At 72.8% G+C, this 19,844-nt stretch carries 17 protein-coding genes; 4 read left to right on the plus strand and 13 right to left on the minus strand.

Annotated elements, in window-relative coordinates:
* Both ACQP6G_RS19965 and ACQP6G_RS19970 read right to left on the minus strand, forming a co-directional pair.
* Window positions 1-1,014 carry a DUF8094 domain-containing protein gene (locus ACQP6G_RS19965; RefSeq protein ID WP_429766962.1) on the minus strand — a complete coding sequence of 338 codons (1,014 nt, stop codon included), beginning with the start codon at window positions 1,012-1,014 and terminating at the stop codon, window positions 1-3.
* A complete protein-coding gene (locus ACQP6G_RS19970) occupies window positions 1,011-2,411 on the minus strand; it encodes a hypothetical protein (protein WP_429766964.1) in 1,401 nt (466 codons plus the stop codon). The genes ACQP6G_RS19965 and ACQP6G_RS19970 overlap by 4 nt, the downstream gene beginning before the upstream one ends.
* Window positions 2,412-2,718: 307 nt before the next feature.
* Here ACQP6G_RS19970 and ACQP6G_RS19975 point away from each other — a divergent pair, with 307 nt between their 5' ends.
* A complete protein-coding gene (locus tag ACQP6G_RS19975) occupies window positions 2,719-4,215 on the plus strand; it encodes a coiled-coil domain-containing protein (protein ID WP_429766965.1) in 1,497 nt (498 codons plus the stop codon).
* A 72-nt stretch (window positions 4,216-4,287) separates the two neighbouring features.
* On the opposite strand, the gene ACQP6G_RS19980 is transcribed toward ACQP6G_RS19975, so the two are convergent.
* The 3 genes from ACQP6G_RS19980 to ACQP6G_RS19990 are packed head-to-tail and all read right to left on the minus strand — an operon-like array spanning window position 4,288 to window position 6,320.
* Window positions 4,288-5,133, minus strand: a complete 846-nt coding sequence (locus tag ACQP6G_RS19980; RefSeq protein WP_429766967.1) for an alpha/beta fold hydrolase — start codon at window positions 5,131-5,133, stop codon at window positions 4,288-4,290.
* 38 nt (window positions 5,134-5,171) lie between these two features.
* Window positions 5,172-5,969, minus strand: coding sequence for an alpha/beta hydrolase (locus ACQP6G_RS19985; protein WP_429766968.1), 798 nt, complete (start codon window positions 5,967-5,969; stop codon window positions 5,172-5,174).
* A gap of 51 nt (window positions 5,970-6,020) precedes the next feature.
* Window positions 6,021-6,320 carry a hypothetical protein gene (locus ACQP6G_RS19990; protein ID WP_429766970.1) on the minus strand — a complete coding sequence of 100 codons (300 nt, stop codon included), beginning with the start codon at window positions 6,318-6,320 and terminating at the stop codon, window positions 6,021-6,023.
* Window positions 6,321-6,450: 130 nt separating this feature from the next.
* Between ACQP6G_RS19990 and ACQP6G_RS19995 the strand changes: the two genes are divergently transcribed.
* On the plus strand, window positions 6,451-7,419 hold the full coding sequence (locus ACQP6G_RS19995) for an FKBP-type peptidyl-prolyl cis-trans isomerase (protein ID WP_429766973.1): 969 nt from the start codon (window positions 6,451-6,453) through the stop codon (window positions 7,417-7,419).
* Window positions 7,420-7,556: 137 nt separating this feature from the next.
* The gene (locus ACQP6G_RS20000) at window positions 7,557-8,099 is read left to right on the plus strand and encodes a phosphoribosyltransferase (RefSeq protein ID WP_429766975.1); all 543 of its coding nucleotides are present in this window, start codon (window positions 7,557-7,559) and stop codon (window positions 8,097-8,099) included.
* A gap of 6 nt (window positions 8,100-8,105) precedes the next feature.
* Here the strand turns inward: ACQP6G_RS20000 and ACQP6G_RS20005 are convergent, their stop codons facing one another.
* The gene (locus ACQP6G_RS20005; protein ID WP_429766977.1) at window positions 8,106-9,047 is read right to left on the minus strand and encodes an alpha/beta fold hydrolase; all 942 of its coding nucleotides are present in this window, start codon (window positions 9,045-9,047) and stop codon (window positions 8,106-8,108) included.
* Window positions 9,048-9,114: 67 nt separating this feature from the next.
* Between ACQP6G_RS20005 and ACQP6G_RS20010 the strand changes: the two genes are divergently transcribed.
* Entirely contained in the window at window positions 9,115-9,714 is a 600-nt protein-coding gene (locus ACQP6G_RS20010) for a TetR/AcrR family transcriptional regulator (protein WP_429766978.1), read from the plus strand.
* Between the two features lie 58 nt (window positions 9,715-9,772).
* Here ACQP6G_RS20010 and nrdF read toward each other — a convergent pair whose 3' ends face one another.
* From nrdF to yicI, 7 genes are all read right to left on the minus strand, one after another.
* Window positions 9,773-10,753, minus strand: coding sequence for a class 1b ribonucleoside-diphosphate reductase subunit beta (gene nrdF, locus ACQP6G_RS20015; RefSeq protein WP_429766980.1), 981 nt, complete (start codon window positions 10,751-10,753; stop codon window positions 9,773-9,775).
* A 41-nt stretch (window positions 10,754-10,794) separates the two neighbouring features.
* Entirely contained in the window at window positions 10,795-12,921 is a 2,127-nt protein-coding gene (gene nrdE / locus ACQP6G_RS20020) for a class 1b ribonucleoside-diphosphate reductase subunit alpha (RefSeq protein WP_429767126.1), read from the minus strand.
* A gap of 38 nt (window positions 12,922-12,959) precedes the next feature.
* The gene (gene nrdI / locus ACQP6G_RS20025) at window positions 12,960-13,391 is read right to left on the minus strand and encodes a class Ib ribonucleoside-diphosphate reductase assembly flavoprotein NrdI (RefSeq protein ID WP_429766981.1); all 432 of its coding nucleotides are present in this window, start codon (window positions 13,389-13,391) and stop codon (window positions 12,960-12,962) included.
* A 164-nt stretch (window positions 13,392-13,555) separates the two neighbouring features.
* On the minus strand, window positions 13,556-13,798 hold the full coding sequence (gene nrdH, locus ACQP6G_RS20030; protein WP_416345666.1) for a glutaredoxin-like protein NrdH: 243 nt from the start codon (window positions 13,796-13,798) through the stop codon (window positions 13,556-13,558).
* 579 nt (window positions 13,799-14,377) lie between these two features.
* Window positions 14,378-15,772 carry a serine hydrolase domain-containing protein gene (locus tag ACQP6G_RS20035; RefSeq protein WP_429766983.1) on the minus strand — a complete coding sequence of 465 codons (1,395 nt, stop codon included), beginning with the start codon at window positions 15,770-15,772 and terminating at the stop codon, window positions 14,378-14,380.
* A 40-nt stretch (window positions 15,773-15,812) separates the two neighbouring features.
* Window positions 15,813-17,291 carry a GH1 family beta-glucosidase gene (locus ACQP6G_RS20040; RefSeq protein WP_429766984.1) on the minus strand — a complete coding sequence of 493 codons (1,479 nt, stop codon included), beginning with the start codon at window positions 17,289-17,291 and terminating at the stop codon, window positions 15,813-15,815.
* A 180-nt stretch (window positions 17,292-17,471) separates the two neighbouring features.
* A complete protein-coding gene (gene yicI, locus ACQP6G_RS20045) occupies window positions 17,472-19,778 on the minus strand; it encodes an alpha-xylosidase (protein WP_429766986.1) in 2,307 nt (768 codons plus the stop codon).
* Window positions 19,779-19,844 lie beyond the last annotated feature (66 nt).

The raw sequence follows: 19,844 nt of genomic DNA on the forward strand, positions 1-19,844 counted from the left end.
TCAGTTCGAGGCCGCCGTCGCCACGTGCGAGTAGCCGAGCGGCCGGATCTTCTCGTCGGAGCCCTTCGCCGGGACGTACAGCGCGACCATGTCCGTGTACCGGGTGTTCAGCACGTTCGTCTGCGCGGCGTCACCGAGGAGCGCCTTCTGCGTCTCGGAGAGGGCCGGCACCTTGGCGTCCTCCTCCGCCTCGACCGTGGTCTTGCCGTCGAGGACGCCCATGACGAGCGCCCCGCCGTCGGCCGTGCGGACCGCGCGGACCTCGTCCTTGCGCGCCTGGTACTTCTGCGTGTACTTGGTCCCGGACTCCTCGAAGCCCTCGACCTCCTTCCACGCCGCCGCGTCGGCCGCGACGGCCGCGACCAGGTCGCCCTCGGGCAGCTCGAAGCCCTTCGTGAAGGACGACTTCTTGGCACCGAGGGTGACGATGTCCGCGTACTGCGCGAGGGCGTCGACGGGTGAGGCCGCCAGGGAGTCGTCGTCCCCCGCGACGGCGTCCGATCCCACGGCCGAGTCGGCGAAGTACGGCATGCTCTGCCCGGGGATGAGCTGCACCCACGCCCACATCTTGTAGTCCGAGCGTGCGGACGCCTGCTCGAACGCCACGAGGCGCGGCGTCTCGAGGTCCTCGGTGCTGGACGTGATGGAGAAGCTGGTGCGCGGCCATCCCTCGGTGGTCGGGATGATCATCTGCTGGGACTCGCTCGGGATGTCCGTCACGAACTCCGCGTTGTCCCGCTTCTTGGCGACGGCGAGCTGGCTCTTGCGCACCTCGTACGCAGGCCCGCTCACGCGCGGCTTGAGCGCGTCGCTCTTGAGCGCCTTGTCGGCCTTCGCCACGGTGTCGGCGACCGCGGTGAACACCTGGGTGTCCTGCTCCTCGGTCAGCACGGGCCCGCTGAACGCCTCGCCGGCCTGGGGCTGGGGCAGCTCGTCGGCGCAGCCGGCGAGCAGCGTCGACGACACGACGAGGGCGCTCGCCACGGCCAGGCCGCGGGTGGTACGGCGGTTCATCGGTTCTCCCCGTCGTTGTCGGTCGTGGGGTCGGCGGGCTGCCCGGTCCGGGAGGTGTCGCCGAAGCCCCAGGTCGCGCGCCAGGCGGCGGCGCGGCCCGCGGGCGTGGAGGTGTCGGGTCGGGTGGCGCCCTCCTCGGACGCCCCGTCGGGCTGTGCGGGGCGCACCGCGGGGATCGAGCCGGTGATGGCGCGCAGCATGCGGGTCATCCCGCCCTGCTCCGCCGCCCGCCGGGCCTCCTCCTGGGCGCGCAGCTCCCGCCGTGTCATGCGCAGGGCACCGGTGGCGGTGGTCGGCTCGGCCGGCACGGGCTCGTGCACGGTCGGCTCGGCCGGCACCGCGGGGCCGGGGACGGGCAGGCTGCCGAACGGCCCAGGGGCGGCCGTGTCGGCGGCGGTCGGCGCCGGGTCGGCCGACGGCACGGCCGGCGCGTCGGCGGCCTCGTCGCGCTGGCGGCGGCGCGACCGGCGCAGGAGCCTGCCGGCGAGCGGCACCTCGGCGGTGCCGGCGGCCGAGTCGCGCGCGGTGCCGTCCTCCGGGGAGTCGTCCTCGCCCTCGGTACCCGTCGCCGGCTCGGCGGGGGCGGCCTGGGCGTCGTCCGCCGCAGGCTCGGCGAGCGTCGACGGCGCCCAGGGGCCCGCGGTCGCGGTCGTCGGGCGCACCGGGGCGAACGGGGCCCCGAGGCCGCCGGCCGGCGGGCCGTCGTCGTGGAGGTCGGTGGCGGTCTCGTCGCCCGCCCCCTGCTCGGCGAGGTCGGCCCGGTGGGCGCGGGCACGGCGCCCGCCCAGCACGAGCAGCAGGACCCCGCCGAGCACCAGCACGACGCCCACCCCGACGCCGGGCCACAGGTAGGGCGTGGTGACGGCGCGCGGCCAGCTGAGCTCCAGGGTCGGCGCCTGCGCGCCCTCGCCGACACCGGCGGCGAGGAGCGTCCAGCGGCCGGGGCGGTCGCTCCAGCGCAGCGTGACGCTGTTCTCGTCGGAGGCCTCTGCCACCCACATGTCCGACCCGGCCGGGTCGGAGCCGGACTTCGGCGCCTCCTCGGTCTCGGCGTCGGGGTCGGCGGGCTCGCCCGCCGCGACGGAGAGGTTCTCCCAGTCGCTCAGGCCCGTCACGCGCGAGTACGGGTCGTTGCCGACCCACCCCGCGACGTCGACGTCCCGACCGACGGCGAGGGTGACCTTCTGCCCCTCGGGGACGGACGCGCTCACGGTGACGTCGCCACCGACGAGCCCGAGGACACCGGGGTCGGTGACGACGAACGTGCCGTCACCGGTCGGCTTGGCCGTGGCGACCACCGTGTCGGTGTCGCGCCAGACCGTGGCCGAGGCGACACCGAGCGCGGCGGCAGCCAGTCCGACCAGGACCAGGACACCGCCCAGAATGCGTTGCAGCACCGAGCTTTCCCTTCGACGTGGACAGTCCAGCATAGGGACGGCGCGGAGGGCTCCGTCCACGTGACCGCCCTGGCAGGGTGCGGTTCACGAACCCTTCACGACTCGCGTACGACGGCCGCGCCCTGGCTCCTGCGCGTCGTCACGACCCGTGGAACACTGCCGGGGCGACGCCGTCGCGCCGCACCGACCCGGCGTGGGAGGATGTCCGACTCGTCCCGCGAGGGCAAGAATGTCCCGAGTATCGGCGCCCTGCCCCCGCCACTATCCTGGCGACGCCGGGGCACCCACCATGTACGGAGGTCTGCACGTGTCCGACGAGCGCACGCTCTTCCCGATCACCATGCGCGGTTACGACCGCGCGCAGGTGGACGGTCACATCGCCCGACTCGAGCAGGCGCTCGAGGAGGCCCGCCGGAACGTCGAGAGCACCGACGCGCGCGCCATGCAGATCTCCTCGGAGCTCGCGCTGGTGCAGCGCCAGCTCCGGGAGAACGAGAAGCCCTCGTACGCCGGGCTCGGCTCGCGCGTCGAGCGGCTCCTGCGGTCCGCGGAGGAGCAGTCCACCGAGGTGCTCACGCAGGCGAACCAGCAGGCCGCCGACATCATGGCGCGGGCCAAGCTGTCCGCGGGCCAGGTCCGCGCCCGCGCGGAGTCCGAGGCCTCCGAGCTGCTCGGCAGCGCGCGCCGCGAGGCCGAGGAGATCCGGTCCACCACGGCCGCCGAGGCGGAGGGCACGCTGCTCGCCGCCCAGCGCCGCGCCGAGGAGCTCGTCGGCTCCGCCGAGCGCGAGGCCGCCCTCATCACCAGCACGCTGTCCGCGGAGGAGAGCGAGCGCCGCGCCACCCTCGAGCGCGAGATCGGCGTCCAGCGCTCCACCGCGGAGCGCGAGACCACCGAGCTGCGCGTCGCCGCCGAGCGCGACACCGCGCAGCAGCGGGCGCAGGCGGCCGCCGAGGCCGCCGCGCAGCGGGAGGAGGCGGACCGCGAGTCGACCGACCTCCTGGAGCGCACCCGCCGGGAGGCCGCCCGCATCATCGCCGAGGCCAAGCACCAGGCGGCCGAGGCGTCCGACGCCGTGACGACCGAGCTCGAGCAGCTGCGCGAGCAGGCTCGTGCCGCGCTGGCCGACGCCGAGCTGGAGATCGCGCAGCGCCGCGAGCAGGTGGAGCACGAGGCCGCCGCGCGGCACGAGACCGCCCGCCAGGAGACGGACCTGCTCGTCCGGGCCGCCGAGGAGCACGCGGCGGAGGCGGAGCAGCGGGTCGCCATGGCCCTGCAGCAGGCGGAGAAGGTCCGCGCGGAGTCGGACACCTACGTGAAGGCCCTCGTCGCGGACGCCCGCCGCACCGCGGACGGGATCGTCGCCGAGGCGCGGGAGTTCACCGAGACGATGGTCAACGACGCGCGCGTCGAGGCGGAGAACCACCGATCCACGGCCGCCCGCCAGCTCGAGGACCTCACCCGCCGGCACGACTCGATCAACTCCTACCTCGAGGAGCTGCGCGGCCTGCTCGGTGCCGAGAAGGCCGAGACCCCGGCCGGCCAGGGCCAGCCCGTCACCGTCCTGCAGGCGCCCGTCCCGGCTCCCCCGGCGCCGCAGGCGGAGAAGGTCGCCGAGCACACCGACGTCGAGCCCGAGGCCGACGAGCAGCCGGACGCCGCCGGGCAGCCCGAGGACGCCTCCTCCGACCAGGACTCCGGGGAGGTCGCCGAGCCCGAGGACGCCGCGGACGAGCCCGTGGAGGCGGACGCCGAGAACGAGACCCCGGCCCCGCCCAAGGCCAAGGCCAAGGCCAAGGCCTGAGCGACGCGCGCTGACGCCGCGGGCCCGCCACCGTCCGGTGGCGGGCCCGCGGCGTCTCGTCGGTCGGCTGCGTCAGCTGGTCGGGGCCGGGCGGTACTGCCAGGGCCAGCGGGGCGGGTTGGTGCGCTCGGCGACGCGCCGGTGCAGCAGCCCGATGGCGGCGGCGACGGTCGCCGGGTCCTCGACGGCGCTCATGTGGCCGGCCGCGGGGACGACGGTCAGCGCGCCGTCCCTCGCGGCGTGCACCATGTGCTCGGCCTCGACCAGCGGGGTCACCTGGTCCTCCGCCCCGACCACCACGGAGACGGGGCCGTCGAAGGTCCGCAGCACGTCGGTACGGTCCGGGCGGGCCGCCATCGCGCGCTGCGCCCAGGCGACGCCCGAGGGCGACTGCGCGCGGATCCATGACTCGAGCAGGGGGAAGAGGTTCCGCCGCTTCTCCACGCTCGTCGGCCCGAGCAGCGTGCCGGGCATGCTGAGGACCGGGTCGAGCGTCTGGCCCTCCGTGACGGCGGCCGCGATCCGCAGCCGGTTGGCGCGCGCGGCGTCGAGGTCGGCGGTCGACTTGGTGTCGACGAGCCCGAGACCGACGACGAACCCCGGGTGCCGCTCCGCCAGGGCGAGCGCCACGTAGCCGCCCATCGACAGGCCGACCACGACCGCGTTGCCCTCGCCCTGCTCCCGCATGGTGTGGTGCACGGCGTCGGCGACGTCCTCGAGCCGCGGCGGGATGCCGCCGAGGTCGGAGTGCCCCTGGCCGGGCAGGTCCACGCCGATGGCGCGCACCCCTTCGGGCAGGGCCTGCGCCGCGGCCGCCCACATGCGGTGGTCCAGCGGGAAACCGTGCAGCAGCACGACCGGCGTGCCCGCCCCGTCGTGGAGCGGGTAGGTCGCCAGGAGCGCAGAGGTGGTGGTCATCGTCGACTCCTCGTCATCGCCTTGTCATCAGGACAACCTCATCGCGGCACCGTCTCGGCCGTCCGCACCTCGCCGTCGTAGTGCGTGGGCAGAGAGGCGTGGCCGGGCAGCACGTGCCCGACGATCTCGTCGAGGACCCGGCGCACCGCCGGCTCCCCGACCCACAGGTGCTTCGCGCCGTCGACGCCGATCACCTCGGCCTGCGGCACCCGCGCGAACCGGCGCCGCGCCTCCTCCGGCTGCAGGTAGTCGTCGTGCTCCGGCACGAGGACCACCAGCGGGCGGCCGAAGGCGGCCCAGGCGTCCAGGTCGGCGTCCGTGGCGCGGTGCAGCGGCGGGGAGAGCAGGATCGCGCCCTCGACGGCCGGGTCGGTGCCGTGCTTGAGCACCAGCTCGGTGCCGAACGACCACCCGACGAGCCACGGGCGCGGCAGCTCGCGGAACTCGGCGAGCTCGATCGCGGCGGCCACGTCGTACCGCTCCGCCTCGCCGCCGTCGAACGCGCCGTCCGACGTGCCGCGCGGCGACGACGTGCCGCGGGTGTTGAAGCGCAGGACGGCGAGGTCCGCGAGCGCGGGGAGGCGCCAGGCCGCCTTCCGGTAGACGTGCGAGTCCATGTAACCGCCGTGCGTGGGCAGCGGGTGGAACGTGAGGAGGGTCGCGACCGGGTCCCGGTCGGCCGGGAGGGCGAGCTCGCCGACGAGCGTGAGCCCGTCCGCGGTGTGCAGCTCGACGTCCTCACGGCGGGCGGGGAGCATCGTGAGGGAGCGGATCTGGTGGCCGGTGTCCTGTCCGGCGTCACGGCCCGCTGCGTCGTCCATGGTGTCGTCGTTCATCGCGTCCAGCGTAGTTCGGCCGGGCGCTCCTGGCCGGTCCTGCGGCGCCGTTCAGCGCAGCCGGGCCCGGCGCTCCCAGCACGACGAGTGCCAGTGCCGACGGTCCTCGAGGCCCGCGACCTCGCCGCCGACGACGTCGCGCTGCCAGGCGACGACGTGCGGCGTGCCGGCCGGGATCTCCTGGCGGCAGGCGGGGCAGCGGTACGCCTTGTCGCCGCCGCGCAACCGGCGCACCGTCCACTCGCCGTCCGCCGCGCTCTCCCGCCGGACGCCGCCGAGGGCGCGGTCGAGGTCGAGGGGCGGGGGTTCCGCCCCCCAGGGGCGCTTGCGGGAGGGTCGGCGGGACGGCATGGCACCCATTGTCGCGCGACGCGGGCCGGACCGGTCCGCCCGCCCGGGTGCCCCGGCGGACCATGGACGGCGCGGTCAGGTCGGGCCGTTACAGTGGCCCGGTTCGTCCCCGCCGACCGAAGGACTCCCCGTGAAGCTCCGCACGTCCGCCGCCGCTGCAACGCTGGCGCTGGCCGCGGCCCTGACCCTGACCGCCTGCGCAGACGACTCCACCGGCGACGGCGCCACGCCGTCGGCCTCCGCGTCGTCGTCACCGGCCACCGAGGCTCCCGAGCCGACGAAGGAGGACGTCGCCGCGCTCGAGTCCGTGAAGGTCGAGGGCAAGGCCGGTGCAGAGCCCAAGGTGACGTTCAAGACGCCGCTCGAGGTCTCGGTGCCCACGTCGCGCGTGATCGACGAGGGCGACGGCGCCGACCTCGCCGAGGGCATGAAGATCACCATGGACACCGTCGCCTTCCTCGGCACCGACGGCTCCACCCAGGGGTCGACCTGGGAGCAGAAGACCCCGCAGAGCTTCATCCTCGGCGACGCGAACTACGGCGTGCTCACCGAGCCGCTGACCGGGCAGAAGGTCGGGACGCGCCTCCTCGTGGCCAACCCCGTGCAGGGCCAGGACGGCTCGACGGCCACGATGGTCAACCTCGTCGAGATCACCGACGCGACGAAGATCCCGACGCGCGCCGAGGGCACGGCCGTCGAGCCCGAGAAGGGCCTGCCGACGGTCACGCTGGACGACTCCGGCAAGCCCTCGGTGAAGATCCCCGACGGCTACGAGGCGCCCAAGGACCTCGTCGCGCAGACCCTCATCAAGGGCGACGGCGCCAAGGTCAAGAAGGACCAGACCGTCACCGCGCAGTACACGGGGTGGACGCTCGACGGCAAGTCGTTCGACTCCTCGTGGGACCGCGGCACGCCGAGCTCGTTCTCGCTCCAGCAGGTCATCCCGGGCTGGACGGACGGCCTCGCCGGCCAGACCGTCGGCAGCCAGGTGCTGCTCGTCATCCCCGCCGACCAGGCGTACGGCGCCGAGAAGAGCGACGACAACGAGCTCGCCGGGCAGCCGCTCGTCTTCGTCGTGGACATCCTCGACGCGCAGTGATCCCTCGTCGTCGTGACGTCCCGCACGTCACGACGACGGCCGTGCTGGCCGGCCGCAGGTCAGCAGCACGTCAGCCCCACCACGACGGCGGGCTCCCGTTCACCGGGGGCCCGCCGTCGCGCGTAGTCTCGGGTGCCATGAGCGCAGAGCCCACCCCCGCCGAGCCGCCCGTGCCCGCCGACGCCGGCGCCGTCCCCGAGCGCGAGGTCCTCACCTGGACCCTGCTCCCCGTCGCGATCCGCGAGCTCGCGCAGCAGGTCGTCGACAGCGGCTTCCTGCCCGACGTCGTGATCGCCGTCGCGCGCGGCGGCCTCGTGCCCGGCGGCGCGATGGCGTACGCCCTGGGCACCAAGGGCGTGGGCACGATGAACGTCGAGTTCTACACCGACATCGGCAAGACGCTGGACGACCCGCGCGTGCTCCCTCCGCTCATGGACACGTCCGAGCTGCCGGGCTCCAAGGTGCTCGTGGTGGACGACGTCGCCGACTCCGGCCGCACGCTCGCGCTCGTCATGGACATGCTCGCGAAGCAGGGCGCCGAGGCCCGGTCGGTGGTGCTCTACACCAAGCCCCGCACGATCATCCGGCCCGACTACTCCTGGCGGGACACCGACCTGTGGATCACGTTCCCGTGGTCGGCCGAGCCCCCGGTGACGGGCGCGCACTCGGCCGACGTCTGAGCTCCGTCACGCCGCGCGGGCGAACAGCTCGCGCGCGCGTTCGACGACGAGGTCCGGACGCTCGTCGACCATGAAGTGCGAGACCCCGGGGAGCACGTCGACGGCGAGGTCGTCGGCGTGCTCCTCGTGCCCGCCGAGCAGCGCGGGGTCGCTGAGGATGTCGTTCTCGCCCAGGAGCGCGACGGTCGGCGTCGTCAGGTGCTGGTCGCTGTAGGCACCGCGCAGCACCGCCCACAGCTCGCGACGGACGAAGTCGCGGCAGAGCGCAGACCCGGCGCGCGCGCCCGCGGGCTGCCGCAGCGGCGCGAGGTAGGCCTCGACGTCGGCGTCCGTCATCACGGGCGCGTCGCTGCCGTACTCCTGGAGCAGGTGGCGCGGCAGCCGTTGCCGGCCCCGCGCCAGCGCGCGCGGGCCGGTCAGCCGCGAGGCGATGACCACCTGGAACCACGTGTGCCGCAGCATCAGCAGCAGCCGCGGGTCGAACCGCAGCCACAGGTGGGGCACGCCCATGCTCAGCAGCGAGGCAGCGCGGTCGGGGTGCCCGAGGCAGAGGTGGAATCCGACCAGCGCGCCCCAGTCGTGGGCGACGACGTGCACCCGGTCGAGGCCCAGCGCGTCGAGCAGGCCGACGACGTCGGCCAGGAGGCGGTCGCGCGTGTAGCCGTCCGGCGGAGCGTCGGTCCAGCCGAACCCGCGCAGGTCGGGGCACACGACGTGGTGGTCGGCGGCGAACGGGCCGATCGTCCCGCGCCATTCCCACCAGTGCTCCGGGAACCCGTGGAGCAGCAGCACCGGGTCACCGGTCCCCTGCTCGACGACGTGCATCGCGAGCCCGTCGACGTCGACCCATCGGTGGGTGACCCCGGCGAGCTCCGGCATCGGCACGTCGACCGTCGCCTCGGGCCGCGCCGAGACGGCCCGCCCCTCGCCCACCTTGTTCTCGTCCATCCCTCGACGTTACTACGTTCATAGTGTCGTGTCACTATGGACGTAGTACCCGGGTTAGGGTGCCGTCGTGACCACCGCACTCCCGCCCCGACGCCGCGCGCTCGACGCGGCCGTGGACCTGCTCGGCACCGAGGGGCTCCGCGCCCTCACCCACGGCCGCGTCGACGAGCGCGCCGGGCTCCCCCGCGGCTCGACGTCGAACTACTTCCGCACCCGCGCCGCCCTACTGGCAGGTGTCTCCGACGAGCTCGCCGCCCGCGACCTGGCGGGCCTGTCCGCCGCGCCGGAGCCCCGGTCGGCGGCCGACTTCGTCGACATGCTGTGCGCCGGCTTCGCGCAGGCGACCGGCCCCGACCGCGCCACCACGACCGCCCGCCTGGTCCTCTTCCTCGAGGCGAGCCACGACCCCGACCTGCGCGGGCGCGTCAACCGCGGTCGCGAGGCGCTCCTCGACTGGGGCGAGCGGATGGTCGGCCGGCTCGGCGCGGCCGACCCGCGCGCGGCGATGATCGCCGTCTCCGGCGCCTACGAGGGCCTGCTGCTGCACGCGATCGCCCGCCACGACCCGACCGACCCGCGCCCCACCCTCACCCTCGTCGTCGACGCCGCCCTCGACCGCCGAGGTAGTACGAGATCTGCCGAGGTAGTACGAGATCTGCCGAGGTAGTACGAGAGGACGGACCGCACGTGATGCGGTCCGCCCTCTCGTCCTCCCTCGGCAGGGGTCAGAAGTCCCAGTCGTCGTCCTCGGTGGCCACGGCCTTGCCGATGACGTACGACGAGCCCGACCCGGAGAAGAAGTCGTGGTTCTCGTCGGCGTTCGGCGACAGCGCGGCGAGGATGGCCGGGTTCACGGCCGTGTCCTCCTTGGGGAACAGCGCCTCGTAGCCCAGGTTCATGAGGGCCTTGTTGGCGTTGTACCGCAGGAACGCCTTGACGTCCTCGGTGAGGCCGAGCTCGCCGTACAGCGCGTCGGTGTACTCGACCTCGTTCTCGTACAGCTCGAAGAGCAGCTCGAAGGTGTAGGCCTTGAGCTCGTCCTGCTCGGTCTGGCTGACCTGCGCCAGCCCCTTCTGGTACTTGTAGCCGATGTAGTACCCGTGCACGGCCTCGTCGCGGATGATGAGGCGAATGAGGTCGGCCGTGTTCGTGAGCTTGGCGCGGCTGGACCAGTACATCGGCGCGTAGAAGCCGGAGTAGAACAGGAACGACTCGAGCATCGTCGAGGCGACCTTGCGCTTCAGCGGGTCGTCGCCCCGGTAGTAGTCGAGCACGATCTCGGCCTTGCGCTGCAGGTGCGGGTTCTGCTCCGACCAGGCGAACGCCTCGTCGATCTCCCGCGTCGAGATCAGCGTCGAGAAGATCGACGAGTAGCTCTTGGCGTGCACCGACTCCATGAACGCGATGTTGGTGTACACCGCCTCCTCGTGCGGGGTCAGCGCGTCGGGGATGAGCGACACCGCGCCGACCGTGCCCTGGATCGTGTCCAGCAGCGTGAGGCCGGTGAACACGCGGGTCGTCATGAGCCGCTCCGCGTCGCTGAGCGTGTGCCACGACTGGATGTCGTTGGACACCGGTACCTTCTCCGGCAGCCAGAAGTTGCCGACCAGGCGGTCCCAGACCTCGAGGTCCTTCTCGTCCTGCAGCCGGTTCCAGTTGATCGCACTCACGCGATCGATGAGCTTGAGCTTCCCCGTGGGCGCCATTGTCTTCTCTTCCCCGAATTCTCGATAGTTGCCCGACGCAATTACAGCATGCAGCTGACGCAGCCCTCGATCTCCGTCCCCTCGAGGGCCATCTGACGGAGACGGATGTAGTACAGCGTCTTGATCCCCTTGCGCCAGGCGTAGATCTGCGCGCGGTTGACGTCGCGCGTCGTCACCGTGTCGGGGAAGAACAGCGTCAACGACAGACCCTGGTCCACGTGCTGCGTCGCGGCGGCGTAGGTGTCGATGATCTTCTCGTAGCCGATCTCGTACGCGTCCTGGTAGTAGTCCAGGTTGTCGTTCGTCATGTACGGCGCCGGGTAGTACACGCGACCGAGCTTGCCCTCCTTGCGGATCTCGATCTTGGCGGGCACCGGGTGGATCGACGACGTCGAGTTGTTGATGTAGCTGATCGACCCGGTGGGCGGCACCGCCTGCAGGTTCTGGTTGTAGATGCCGTGCACCATGACCGAGGCCTTGAGCGCGCGCCAGTCGTCCTGCGTCGGGATGGCGACGCCGGCCTCCGCGAAGAGCCGCGCGACGCGCTCGGTCGCCGGCTTCCACTCGCCGTCGGTGTACTTGTCGAAGTACTCGCCGGTGGCGTACTTGGAGTCCTCGAACCCGCCGAACGCCTTGCCGCGCTCGATCGCGAGGCGGTTCGACGCGGCGATCGCGTGATACGCGACCGTGTAGAAGTAGAGGTTCGTGAAGTCGACGCCCTCGTCGGAGCCGTAGTAGATCCGCTCGCGGGCGAGGTAGCCGTGCAGGTTCATCTGCCCGAGGCCGATGGCGTGGCCGAGCTCGTTGGCGCGGCGGATCGACGGGACCGACTCGATGCTCGTCTGGTCGGAGACGGCCGTGAGCGCGCGGATCGCGGTGTCGATCGTCTTCGCGAAGTCCGGCGAGTCCATCGTCTTCGCGATGTTCAGCGAGCCGAGGTTGCAGGAGATGTCCCGGCCCACGTGGTCGTAGGAGAGGTCCTCGTGGAACGTCGACGGCGTCGACACCTGCAGGATCTCCGAGCACAGGTTCGAGTGGGTGATGCGGCCCTTGATCGGGTTCGCCGCGTTCACGGTGTCCTCGAACATCACGTACGGGTAGCCGGACTCGAACTGCAGCTCCGCGATCGTCTGGAAGAAGTCGCGCGCCTTGATCGTCGTCTTCGTGATGCGGTCGTCGGCGACGAGCTCGTCGTACTTCTCCGAGATCGAGATGTCGGCGAACGGCTTGCCGTAGACGCGCTCGACGTCGTACGGGCTGAACAGGTGCATGTCCGCGTTCGTCTTCGCCAGCTCGAACGTGACGTCGGGGATGACGACGCCGAGGGAGAGCGTCTTGATGCGGATCTTCTCGTCCGCGTTCTCCCGCTTGGTGTCGAGGAACCGCATGATGTCGGGGTGGTGCGCGTGCAGGTACACCGCGCCGGCGCCCTGGCGCGCCCCGAGCTGGTTGGCGTACGAGAAGGAGTCCTCGAGCAGCTTCATCACGGGGATGACGCCGGACGACTGGTTCTGGATGTGCTTGATCGGCGCGCCGTGCTCCCGGACGTTGCTGAGCAGCAACGCCACGCCGCCGCCGCGCTTGGAGAGCTGCAGGGCGGAGTTGATGCCGCGCGCGATGGACTCCATGTTGTCCTCGATGCGCAGCAGGAAGCAGGACACGGGCTCGCCCCGCTGCGCCTTGCCCACGTTGAGGAACGTCGGCGTCGCCGGCTGGAACCGGCCCGAGACGACCTCCTCGACGATGTCGCGCGCGACCTGCTCGTCCCCGTCGGCCAGGCCGAGGGCGACCATCGAGACGCGGTCCTCGAAGCGCTCGAGGTACTTCTTCCCGTCGAACGTCTTCAGCGTGTACGACGTGTAGTACTTGAACGCGCCGAGGAACGACTCGAACTGGAAGTCCTTCGAGTACGCGAGCCGGAACAGCTCCTTGACGAAGGTGCGCGAGTACTTCTCGAGGACCGCCGGGTCGTAGTACTTGTTCTCGAGGAGGTGGTCGAGCTTCGCGTCGAGCGTCTCGAACTGGATGGTGTTCGGCACCACGTGCTGCTCGAAGTAGGCCGTGGTGGCCTCGCGGTCCTTGTCGAACTGGATCCTGCCGTCGTCGCCGTACAGGTTCAGCATCGCGTTCAGCGCGTGGTAGTCGAGCTGCACGCCCTGCAGCGGCACGGGGGTGGCCCCCGCGAGCTCCGGGTCCGTCGTCGAGCTCACGCCGAGATCAGTGACTGTCGTTGCCAAAATCGTCCCAATCCGTCACGGACGCGCGTGGCGTCCTCAGCCGTCCCCAGGAGTTCGAAGGCGTACAGGTAGGGCACCTGGCACTTCGCGGAGATGATGTCGCCGGCGATGCAGTAGGCAGCGCCGAAGTTGGTGTTCCCCGCGGCGATGACGCCGCGGGCGAGCGACCGGTTGTGCGGGTCGTTGAGGAACTCGCGCACGCGCCGTGGCACCGCGCCGCCCTCGTTGCCCCCGCCGTAGGTCGGGACCATGAGCACGTAGGGCTCGGTCACCGTGAGGAAGCCGTCATGCTTGCGCACCGGGATCCGGTGCACGGACATGCCGAGCTCCTCGAGCCCGAGACGCTCGACGAACCGGTGGGTGTTCTCCGACACGCTGGAGAAGTAGACGAGAGAACTCATGCTCAGCCTCCCCCCGGATGCTGCTACCAGGCCGACGCGCTGCGTCGAGGAACACGCACGGCGCCCCGGGTCGGGTGTCGAAGCCCGGGGCGCCGGCCGTTCGTGGGGTGCGGGGCCGCGGCCTGCGCGCCCCGCGTCCTGTCGAGTCTGTGCGGAGGTGCGCGTCAGGCCGAGACGGCCTGCTGCGCCGCGACCGCGGCGATCTGGTCCGGGCGGAAGCCCGACCAGTGGGTGTCACCGGCGACGACGACGGGGGCCTGCAGGTAGCCGAGCCCGCGGACCATCTCGAGCGCCTCGGCGTCCTGGGTGATGTCGACCACCGAGTACTCGACACCCTTCCGGTCGAGGGCGCGGTAGGTCGCATCGCACTGCACGCAGGCCGGCTTGCTGTAGACCGTGATGCTCATGTGTCTCTCCCTCTCTGCGCTCCCCGCCGGGGGGCTTCGTCCGACCGGTGTCGCGACCCTGCGAGCCGGTCCCCTCGACGGGCCTCGAAAGGGCCCGGACCAGGGATGACGCCCGTGGAACTACGCCGGTGTGCTTTGTTCGAAGGGCTGTGCGCCCCGCGTGCTCCAAACACTACACCTAGTGGTCGGGGCGCGCGCGGGGCCGACATCTTGTGGTTGACACGACTGTCATTCGTCGAACACCCCTCGCCTCGCACCCTCTCTCACAGCGTCCCACGGGGGTCCGACAGTCCTCGTCCACAGGGCGTACGGGGCGCCGTCAACACCGCCTCGGGTCGACCTTCCGCAGCACCGTGCGGATCTCGACCAGATGTCCACAGGCGGTGGGCGACGGGCGTCCACAGCGTGTGCGCGACGACGCGCCCCCGCGCGGCGGGGCCGCGGTCCGGCCGGCCCTCGAGCTCCCGTCCGGGCAGCGCCCGGCAGATCGGACATTCCCGGCGCGGAACCGGCCGAAAACTCGTCGACGTCATCGGCGTGTCGCGCGCGGTGGTGTGTCGCACACCCGCGCGCGACCCGTCAGTCGACGGCGCGCCACCCCGCGGGGTCGACGCCGCCCGGCACCGCCGTCGCCGGGTCGTACGGCGTGCGGGTGAAGTGGAAGGTGCCGACGTCGAGGGCCTCCGCGGGCGTGCCGGTCGCGACGGGCCGCAGCCGCTCCCCCCGCCAGTAGCCGCCCGCCACGCCGACCCAGCCGCCGTCGGGCGCGGGCCCGAACACCGTGCTCCGGCCGTCCGACGCGCTCAGGTCAAGGCAGCCGTCGGGGCGCACGGACAGCGTGTACGCCATCGGGCCCCAGTACCAGGTCCCGGCCAGCGCCAGGGCGCGGGGGTCGGCGGCGTCGGCGCCGGCAGGGGCGGGGACAGGGACGGGAGCCGGCCCGTCCAGGAGGTCGAGCAGGAAGGACGCGTCGCCGAACCCGGCGGTCGAGCTGCCGCAGACGGCGACGACGTCGCCCGTCGCGGGGTCCGCGCGCAGTGTCGCGGTGAACCCCGGCACCGAGCCGCCGTGGCCCACCGTGCGCCGGTCGGGGCGTCCCAGGTCGCCCGGCGCGTGGTGCACGGACACGCCCAGCCCCCACGCGGACGTGAACGGCACGTCGTCGTCGACCACCGCCCGTGGCACCGCCATCCGGCGCCGCCACGCGAGCGGGAGCACCTCGTCACCGGCGGCGCCGCCCGCGTCCACCAGCCACGACCCGAACCGCACCAGGTCCGACGGGGTCGACCACACCTCCCCCGCCGGCCCCATCGCGCCGTAGGCGGCCACGGGCTCGACGAGGACGGCGTCGGCGTCGGGGTGCACGGCGTATCCGACGGCGGGGTCCCCGGACGGTGTCCGCCCGGTGCTCGTCATCCCCAGCGGCGTCCAGACCTCGTCGCGCAGGACGGCGTCCCACGACCGGCCGTGCGCCTCCTCGAGAAGCCGCCCCAGCACCGCGAAGCCCACGTTCGAGTAGTGGTGCCGCTCCCCCGGCTCCCACAGCGGCTCGACGCCGGACGCGACGAGGCCGTCCCACGACCCCGCGCCGTGCCGCTCCCACCACGGCCCCGGCGGCTCGGCCGGCAGGCCCGCGGTGTGCGTGAGCAGCTGGGCGACCGTGGCGTCCGGGGCGGGGGCGTCCGCGAGACGCCGGCCCACGGGGTCGTTCAGGCCGAGCCGCCCGGCGGCCACCAGCCGCAGCACGGCCACGGCCGTCATGGGCTTGGAGATCGACCCGATCCGGAACGCCGTGCCCGGGCCGGACGGCGCCCAGCCGGCCGTGCCGGTCCACGCCACCTCGCCGGCGCGCCCCACCGCGGCGGACAGGGCCGGCACCCGCCGCTCCCGGCACCGCGTACGGAGCGCGGCGTCGAACCGGGCGGCCTCGTCCGGCGTGGTGGTGGGCGGCAGGTCGGGACGCGCGGCGGTCATGCCCGCACGGTAGTGCCGAACAGGCGGGGCCGGGTGCCCGTCAGGGGGCGGCGGCGGTGACGGGCGGCACCTCGCCTGAGGTGACCAGCCGGCGGTACCAGTGGGCGGAGTCCTTCCAGGTGCGCTCGCCCGTCGGATAGTCGACGTGCAGGATGCCGAAGCGCTTGGAGTAGCCGTAGCCCCACTCGAAGTTGTCCATGAGCGACCAGGCGAAGTACCCGCGCACGTCCGCGCCCGCGTCGCGGGCGGCGGCCACGGCCTCGACGTGGTCGTGCAGGTAGGCCACGCGGCGGTCGTCGTGCACGCGGCGCTCCCCGTCGTCCACCACGAGCTCGTCGTCGAAGGCGGCCCCGTTCTCGGTGACGGCCAGCGGCAGGCCGGGGTACGTCCGGTGCAGCCGCAGCAGCAGGTCGGTGAGCCCCGAGGGCTCGATGTTCCATCCCATCGCGGTGTACGGGCCCGGCTGCTCGGCGAACTCGACGTCGGTGACGCCGATCCACGGGCTGTGGCTGGACGCGCCGTGCCCGTCGTTCTCCGACCGCTCGCCGTCGCCCGCGAACTTCCGCACGGTGACGGTGGAGTAGTAGTTGACGCCGAGGACGTCCAGGGGCTGGCGGATCTGCTCCAGGTCGCCGTCGTGCACGAAGGACCAGTCGGAGACGTGGGCGGTGTCGGCGAGCAGGTCGTCGGGGTACGCGCCGTCGAGGATCGGACCGAGGAACGCGCGGTTGGCGAGCGCATCGATCTTCCGGACGGCGTCGGCGTCGCCCCCGGACGTCGCGTCCGCCGGCCGGATGGCGTGCAGGTTCAGGGTGATCGACACCTGCGCGCCCGGCAGCACCTCGCGGATCGCCTGCGCGGCGAGCCCGTGCGCCAGGTTGAGGTGGTGGACGGCCGCGAGCGCCGCGGCGGGCTCGGTACGGCCGGGCGCGTGGACGCCGGAGCCGTACCCCAGGTAGGCGGAGCACCACGGCTCGTTGAGGGTGGTCCAGGCCTCGACGCGGTCGCCGAGCTCGGCGGCCATGTGCCGGGCGTACTCGGCGAAGGCGTACGACGTGTCCCGGTTCGCCCAGCCGCCGGCGTCCTCGAGCTCCTGCGGCAGGTCCCAGTGGTAGAGGGTGACGAACGGCCGGATGCCGCGCTCGCGCAGCGCGTCCAGCAGGTCGCGGTAGAACGCGACGCCCTCGGGGTTGAAGGGGCCGCTCCCGCCGGGCTGCACGCGCGACCACGAGATCGACAGGCGGTAGGCGCCGACGCCGAGCCGGTCGAGGTGGTCCACGTCCTCGGCCCAGCGGTGGTAGTGGTCGCACGCGACGTCGCCGGTGTCGCCGTCGCGGGTGCGCCCGGGGGTGTGGGAGTACGTGTCCCAGATGGAGGGCCCGCGACCGCCCTCGGAGGCGGCGCCCTCGATCTGGTACGCCGCGGTCGCGGTGCCCCACAGGAAGTCGGCGGGGAACGTGCGGGCGGCGGTCGCCTCGCCGACCGTCTCGGTCGCGGTGGCCGTGGACGTGCTGGTCATGGTTCTCGGTCCTCGATCCTGGAGGTCATGGCGGGTGGCAGAGGAGTGTGGGAGCGCTTCCACACTCCTGTCAGTGTAGGTCACGGGAACGGGCCGGACCCGAAGGGCGTCGCGGTCGAGCGTGCGGCCCGTCGCGTCATGCCACTGGGTGGCGCGACGGGCCGCGTGCTCGAGAGCGGCTCAGACGGTCAGGGTGACGGTCCCGGGGCCGTCGCCCGTGGCCGTGCGGGTGCCCGCCCGGACGGTCCAGGCGCCGGGGGCGTCGTCGCTCGTGACGGCGACCTCGTCGCCCGCGCGGCGGACGTGGAAGTGCGCCGTCTCTCCGCCGGGCCCGCCCATCGGCACGGGGGTGACGGCGTCGTAGCCGTCCGGGAGCTCGACGCAGCGCAGCTCCACGCCGTCGGCCCACGCGTAGTCGGGCCGGTCGGTCCGCGCCCCCACGGGCAGCACGGTGCCCGGGCGCACCAGCACCGGCAGGGAGTCGAAGCCGTGGGTCTCGGTGACCCACCGCGGGCCCGTGACCGTCTCGGCGTGCCCGCCGTCCGCGCCGTCGAGCAGCCGCGTCCACGTGCCCTCGGGCACGTAGTACTCGACCGTGCCGTCGGCCCGGAAGACCGGGGCCACGAGCAGCGACCCACCCAGCATGTACTGCATGTCGACGCCGAACGTGGCCCGGTCGCGGGGGAACTCCAGCACCATCGGCCGCATGATCGGCGTGCCCGCGGCGTGCGCCTCCTCCCCGGCCTGCGCGAGGTAGGGCATGAGCGACATCTTCAGGTGCGCGAAGCGGCGCGCGACGTCGACCGCCTCCTCGTCGAAGGCCCACGGCACGCGGTACGACGACGAGCCGTGGAAGCGCGAGTGGCTCGACAGCAGGCCGAACGCGAGCCAGCGCTTGAACACCCCGGCGTCGGGGGTGCCCTCGAAGCCGCCGATGTCGTGGCTCCAGTAGCCGAAGCCCGACAGCGCGAGCGACAGCCCGCCCCGCAGGGACTCCCCCATCGACGCGTAGGTCGAGTCGCAGTCGCCGCCCCAGTGCACCGGGAACTGCTGGCCGCCCGCCGTGGCCGACCGCGCGAAGACGACGGCGTCGCCGCGCCCCCGGCGCCGCTCGAGCAGGCGGAAGACCAGCTCGTTGTACAGCTCGGCGTAGTAGTTGTGCATCTTGCGCGGGTCCGAGCCGTCGTGCCAGACCACGTCCTCGGTGGGCACCCGCTCGCCGAAGTCGGTCTTGAACGCGTCCACGCCCTGGTCGAGCAGGCGCTCCAGGTGGCCGAGGTACCAGTCCGCGGCCTCGGGGTTGGTGAAGTCGACCAGCGCCATGCCCGCCTGCCACAGGTCCCACTGCCACACCCCGCCGTCCGTGGTGCGCAGCAGGTAGCCCTTGGCGCGGCCCTCCTCGAACAGCGGCGAGCGCTGCCCGATGTAGGGGTTGATCCAGACGCTCACCTTCAGGCCCCGGTCGTGCAGGCGGGCGAGCATGCCCTCCGGGTCGGGGAAGACGCGCGGGTCCCACTCGAAGTCGCACCACTGGTACTCGCGCATCCAGAAGCAGTCGAAGTGGAACACGCTGAGCGGGAGACCGCGCTCGGCCATCCCGTCCACGAAGCTCGTGACCGTGGCCTCGTCGTAGTCGGTGGTGAACGACGTCGAGAGCCACGTGCCGTACGACCAGGCCGGCACGCGCGCCGGCCGCCCGGTGAGCGCGGTGTAGCGGCGCAGCACGTCCTTCGGCGTCGGGCCGGCGATGACGTAGTACTCGAGCGACTGGCCCTCCACCGAGAACTGGACGCGCGTGTTCACCTCGGACGCGACCTCGAGCGACACCCGCTCCGGGTGCGCCACGAAGACGCCGTACCCCTTGCTGGTCAGGTAGAGCGGCACGTTCTTGTACGCCTGCTCGCTGGACGTGCCGCCGTCCTCGTTCCAGACGTCGACGGACTGCCCGTTCTTGACGAACGGCCCGAACCGCTCGCCGAGGCCGTACACGTGCTCCCCCGGCTCGAGCGTGAGCTGCTCGTGCACCCAGGTGCCGCCCTCGAGCGGGCCCGACGTCGCGCTCATCGCGCCCACGGACTTCGGCAGGCTGGAGGTGAGCACCCGGCCGTCGTGCTCGACGTCCACGTGCCACCCGCCGCCCCGGTGCACCCGCACGGAGAGCCCGCCGGTCTCGAGCACGCCCTCCGTCTCGTCGACCTTGACGACCGGGAGGAAGCCCGGCTCGCCCTGGATGGCGAACTCCGGCCCGCGGCGCGCGGCCCCCGCGAAGTGCTCCACGCGCACCCGCACGACGCCCGGCGCGGGAGAGGAGTAGGTGACCGTGAGCATCGGCCGGTTGAGCGTGTCGCCCCGACGCCGGACCGGCGCCGTCGGGGCGTACACGGTCATCGTGCCCGCGGTCTCGTCGACGCGGACGTCGTCGACCTCCACCGCGTACAGCGGCGCGATGCCACGGCGGGTCTGCCAGTAGCCGTCGGTGAACTTCATCAGGTGCACCTACTCCGTGCTGTCGTGTCGATGATGGCGGAGCGCCGAGGAGCACGCCGCGCGAGG

It is taken from the genome of Isoptericola nanjingensis, from assembly GCF_050311635.1.
Lineage (GTDB): Bacteria > Actinomycetota > Actinomycetes > Actinomycetales > Cellulomonadaceae > Isoptericola > Isoptericola nanjingensis.

What these genes read in the sequence shown, in the direction of transcription:
- ACQP6G_RS19965 (WP_429766962.1), bottom strand. Translation starts at nt 1,014, where the DNA reads ATGAACCGCCGTACCACCCGCGGCCTGGCCGTGGCGAGCGCCCTCGTC.
- ACQP6G_RS19980 (WP_429766967.1), bottom strand. Translation starts at nt 5,133, where the DNA reads ATGACCACCACCTCTGCGCTCCTGGCGACCTACCCGCTCCACGACGGG.
- ACQP6G_RS19985 (WP_429766968.1), bottom strand. Translation starts at nt 5,969, where the DNA reads ATGAACGACGACACCATGGACGACGCAGCGGGCCGTGACGCCGGACAG.
- ACQP6G_RS19990 (WP_429766970.1), bottom strand. Translation starts at nt 6,320, where the DNA reads ATGCCGTCCCGCCGACCCTCCCGCAAGCGCCCCTGGGGGGCGGAACCC.
- ACQP6G_RS20000 (WP_429766975.1), top strand. Translation starts at nt 7,557, where the DNA reads ATGAGCGCAGAGCCCACCCCCGCCGAGCCGCCCGTGCCCGCCGACGCC.
- ACQP6G_RS20005 (WP_429766977.1), bottom strand. Translation starts at nt 9,047, where the DNA reads ATGGACGAGAACAAGGTGGGCGAGGGGCGGGCCGTCTCGGCGCGGCCC.
- nrdF (WP_429766980.1), bottom strand. Translation starts at nt 10,753, where the DNA reads ATGGCGCCCACGGGGAAGCTCAAGCTCATCGATCGCGTGAGTGCGATC.
- nrdI (WP_429766981.1), bottom strand. Translation starts at nt 13,391, where the DNA reads ATGAGTTCTCTCGTCTACTTCTCCAGCGTGTCGGAGAACACCCACCGG.
- nrdH (WP_416345666.1), bottom strand. Translation starts at nt 13,798, where the DNA reads ATGAGCATCACGGTCTACAGCAAGCCGGCCTGCGTGCAGTGCGATGCG.
- ACQP6G_RS20035 (WP_429766983.1), bottom strand. Translation starts at nt 15,772, where the DNA reads ATGACCGCCGCGCGTCCCGACCTGCCGCCCACCACCACGCCGGACGAG.
- ACQP6G_RS20040 (WP_429766984.1), bottom strand. Translation starts at nt 17,291, where the DNA reads ATGACCAGCACGTCCACGGCCACCGCGACCGAGACGGTCGGCGAGGCG.
- yicI (WP_429766986.1), bottom strand. Translation starts at nt 19,778, where the DNA reads ATGAAGTTCACCGACGGCTACTGGCAGACCCGCCGTGGCATCGCGCCG.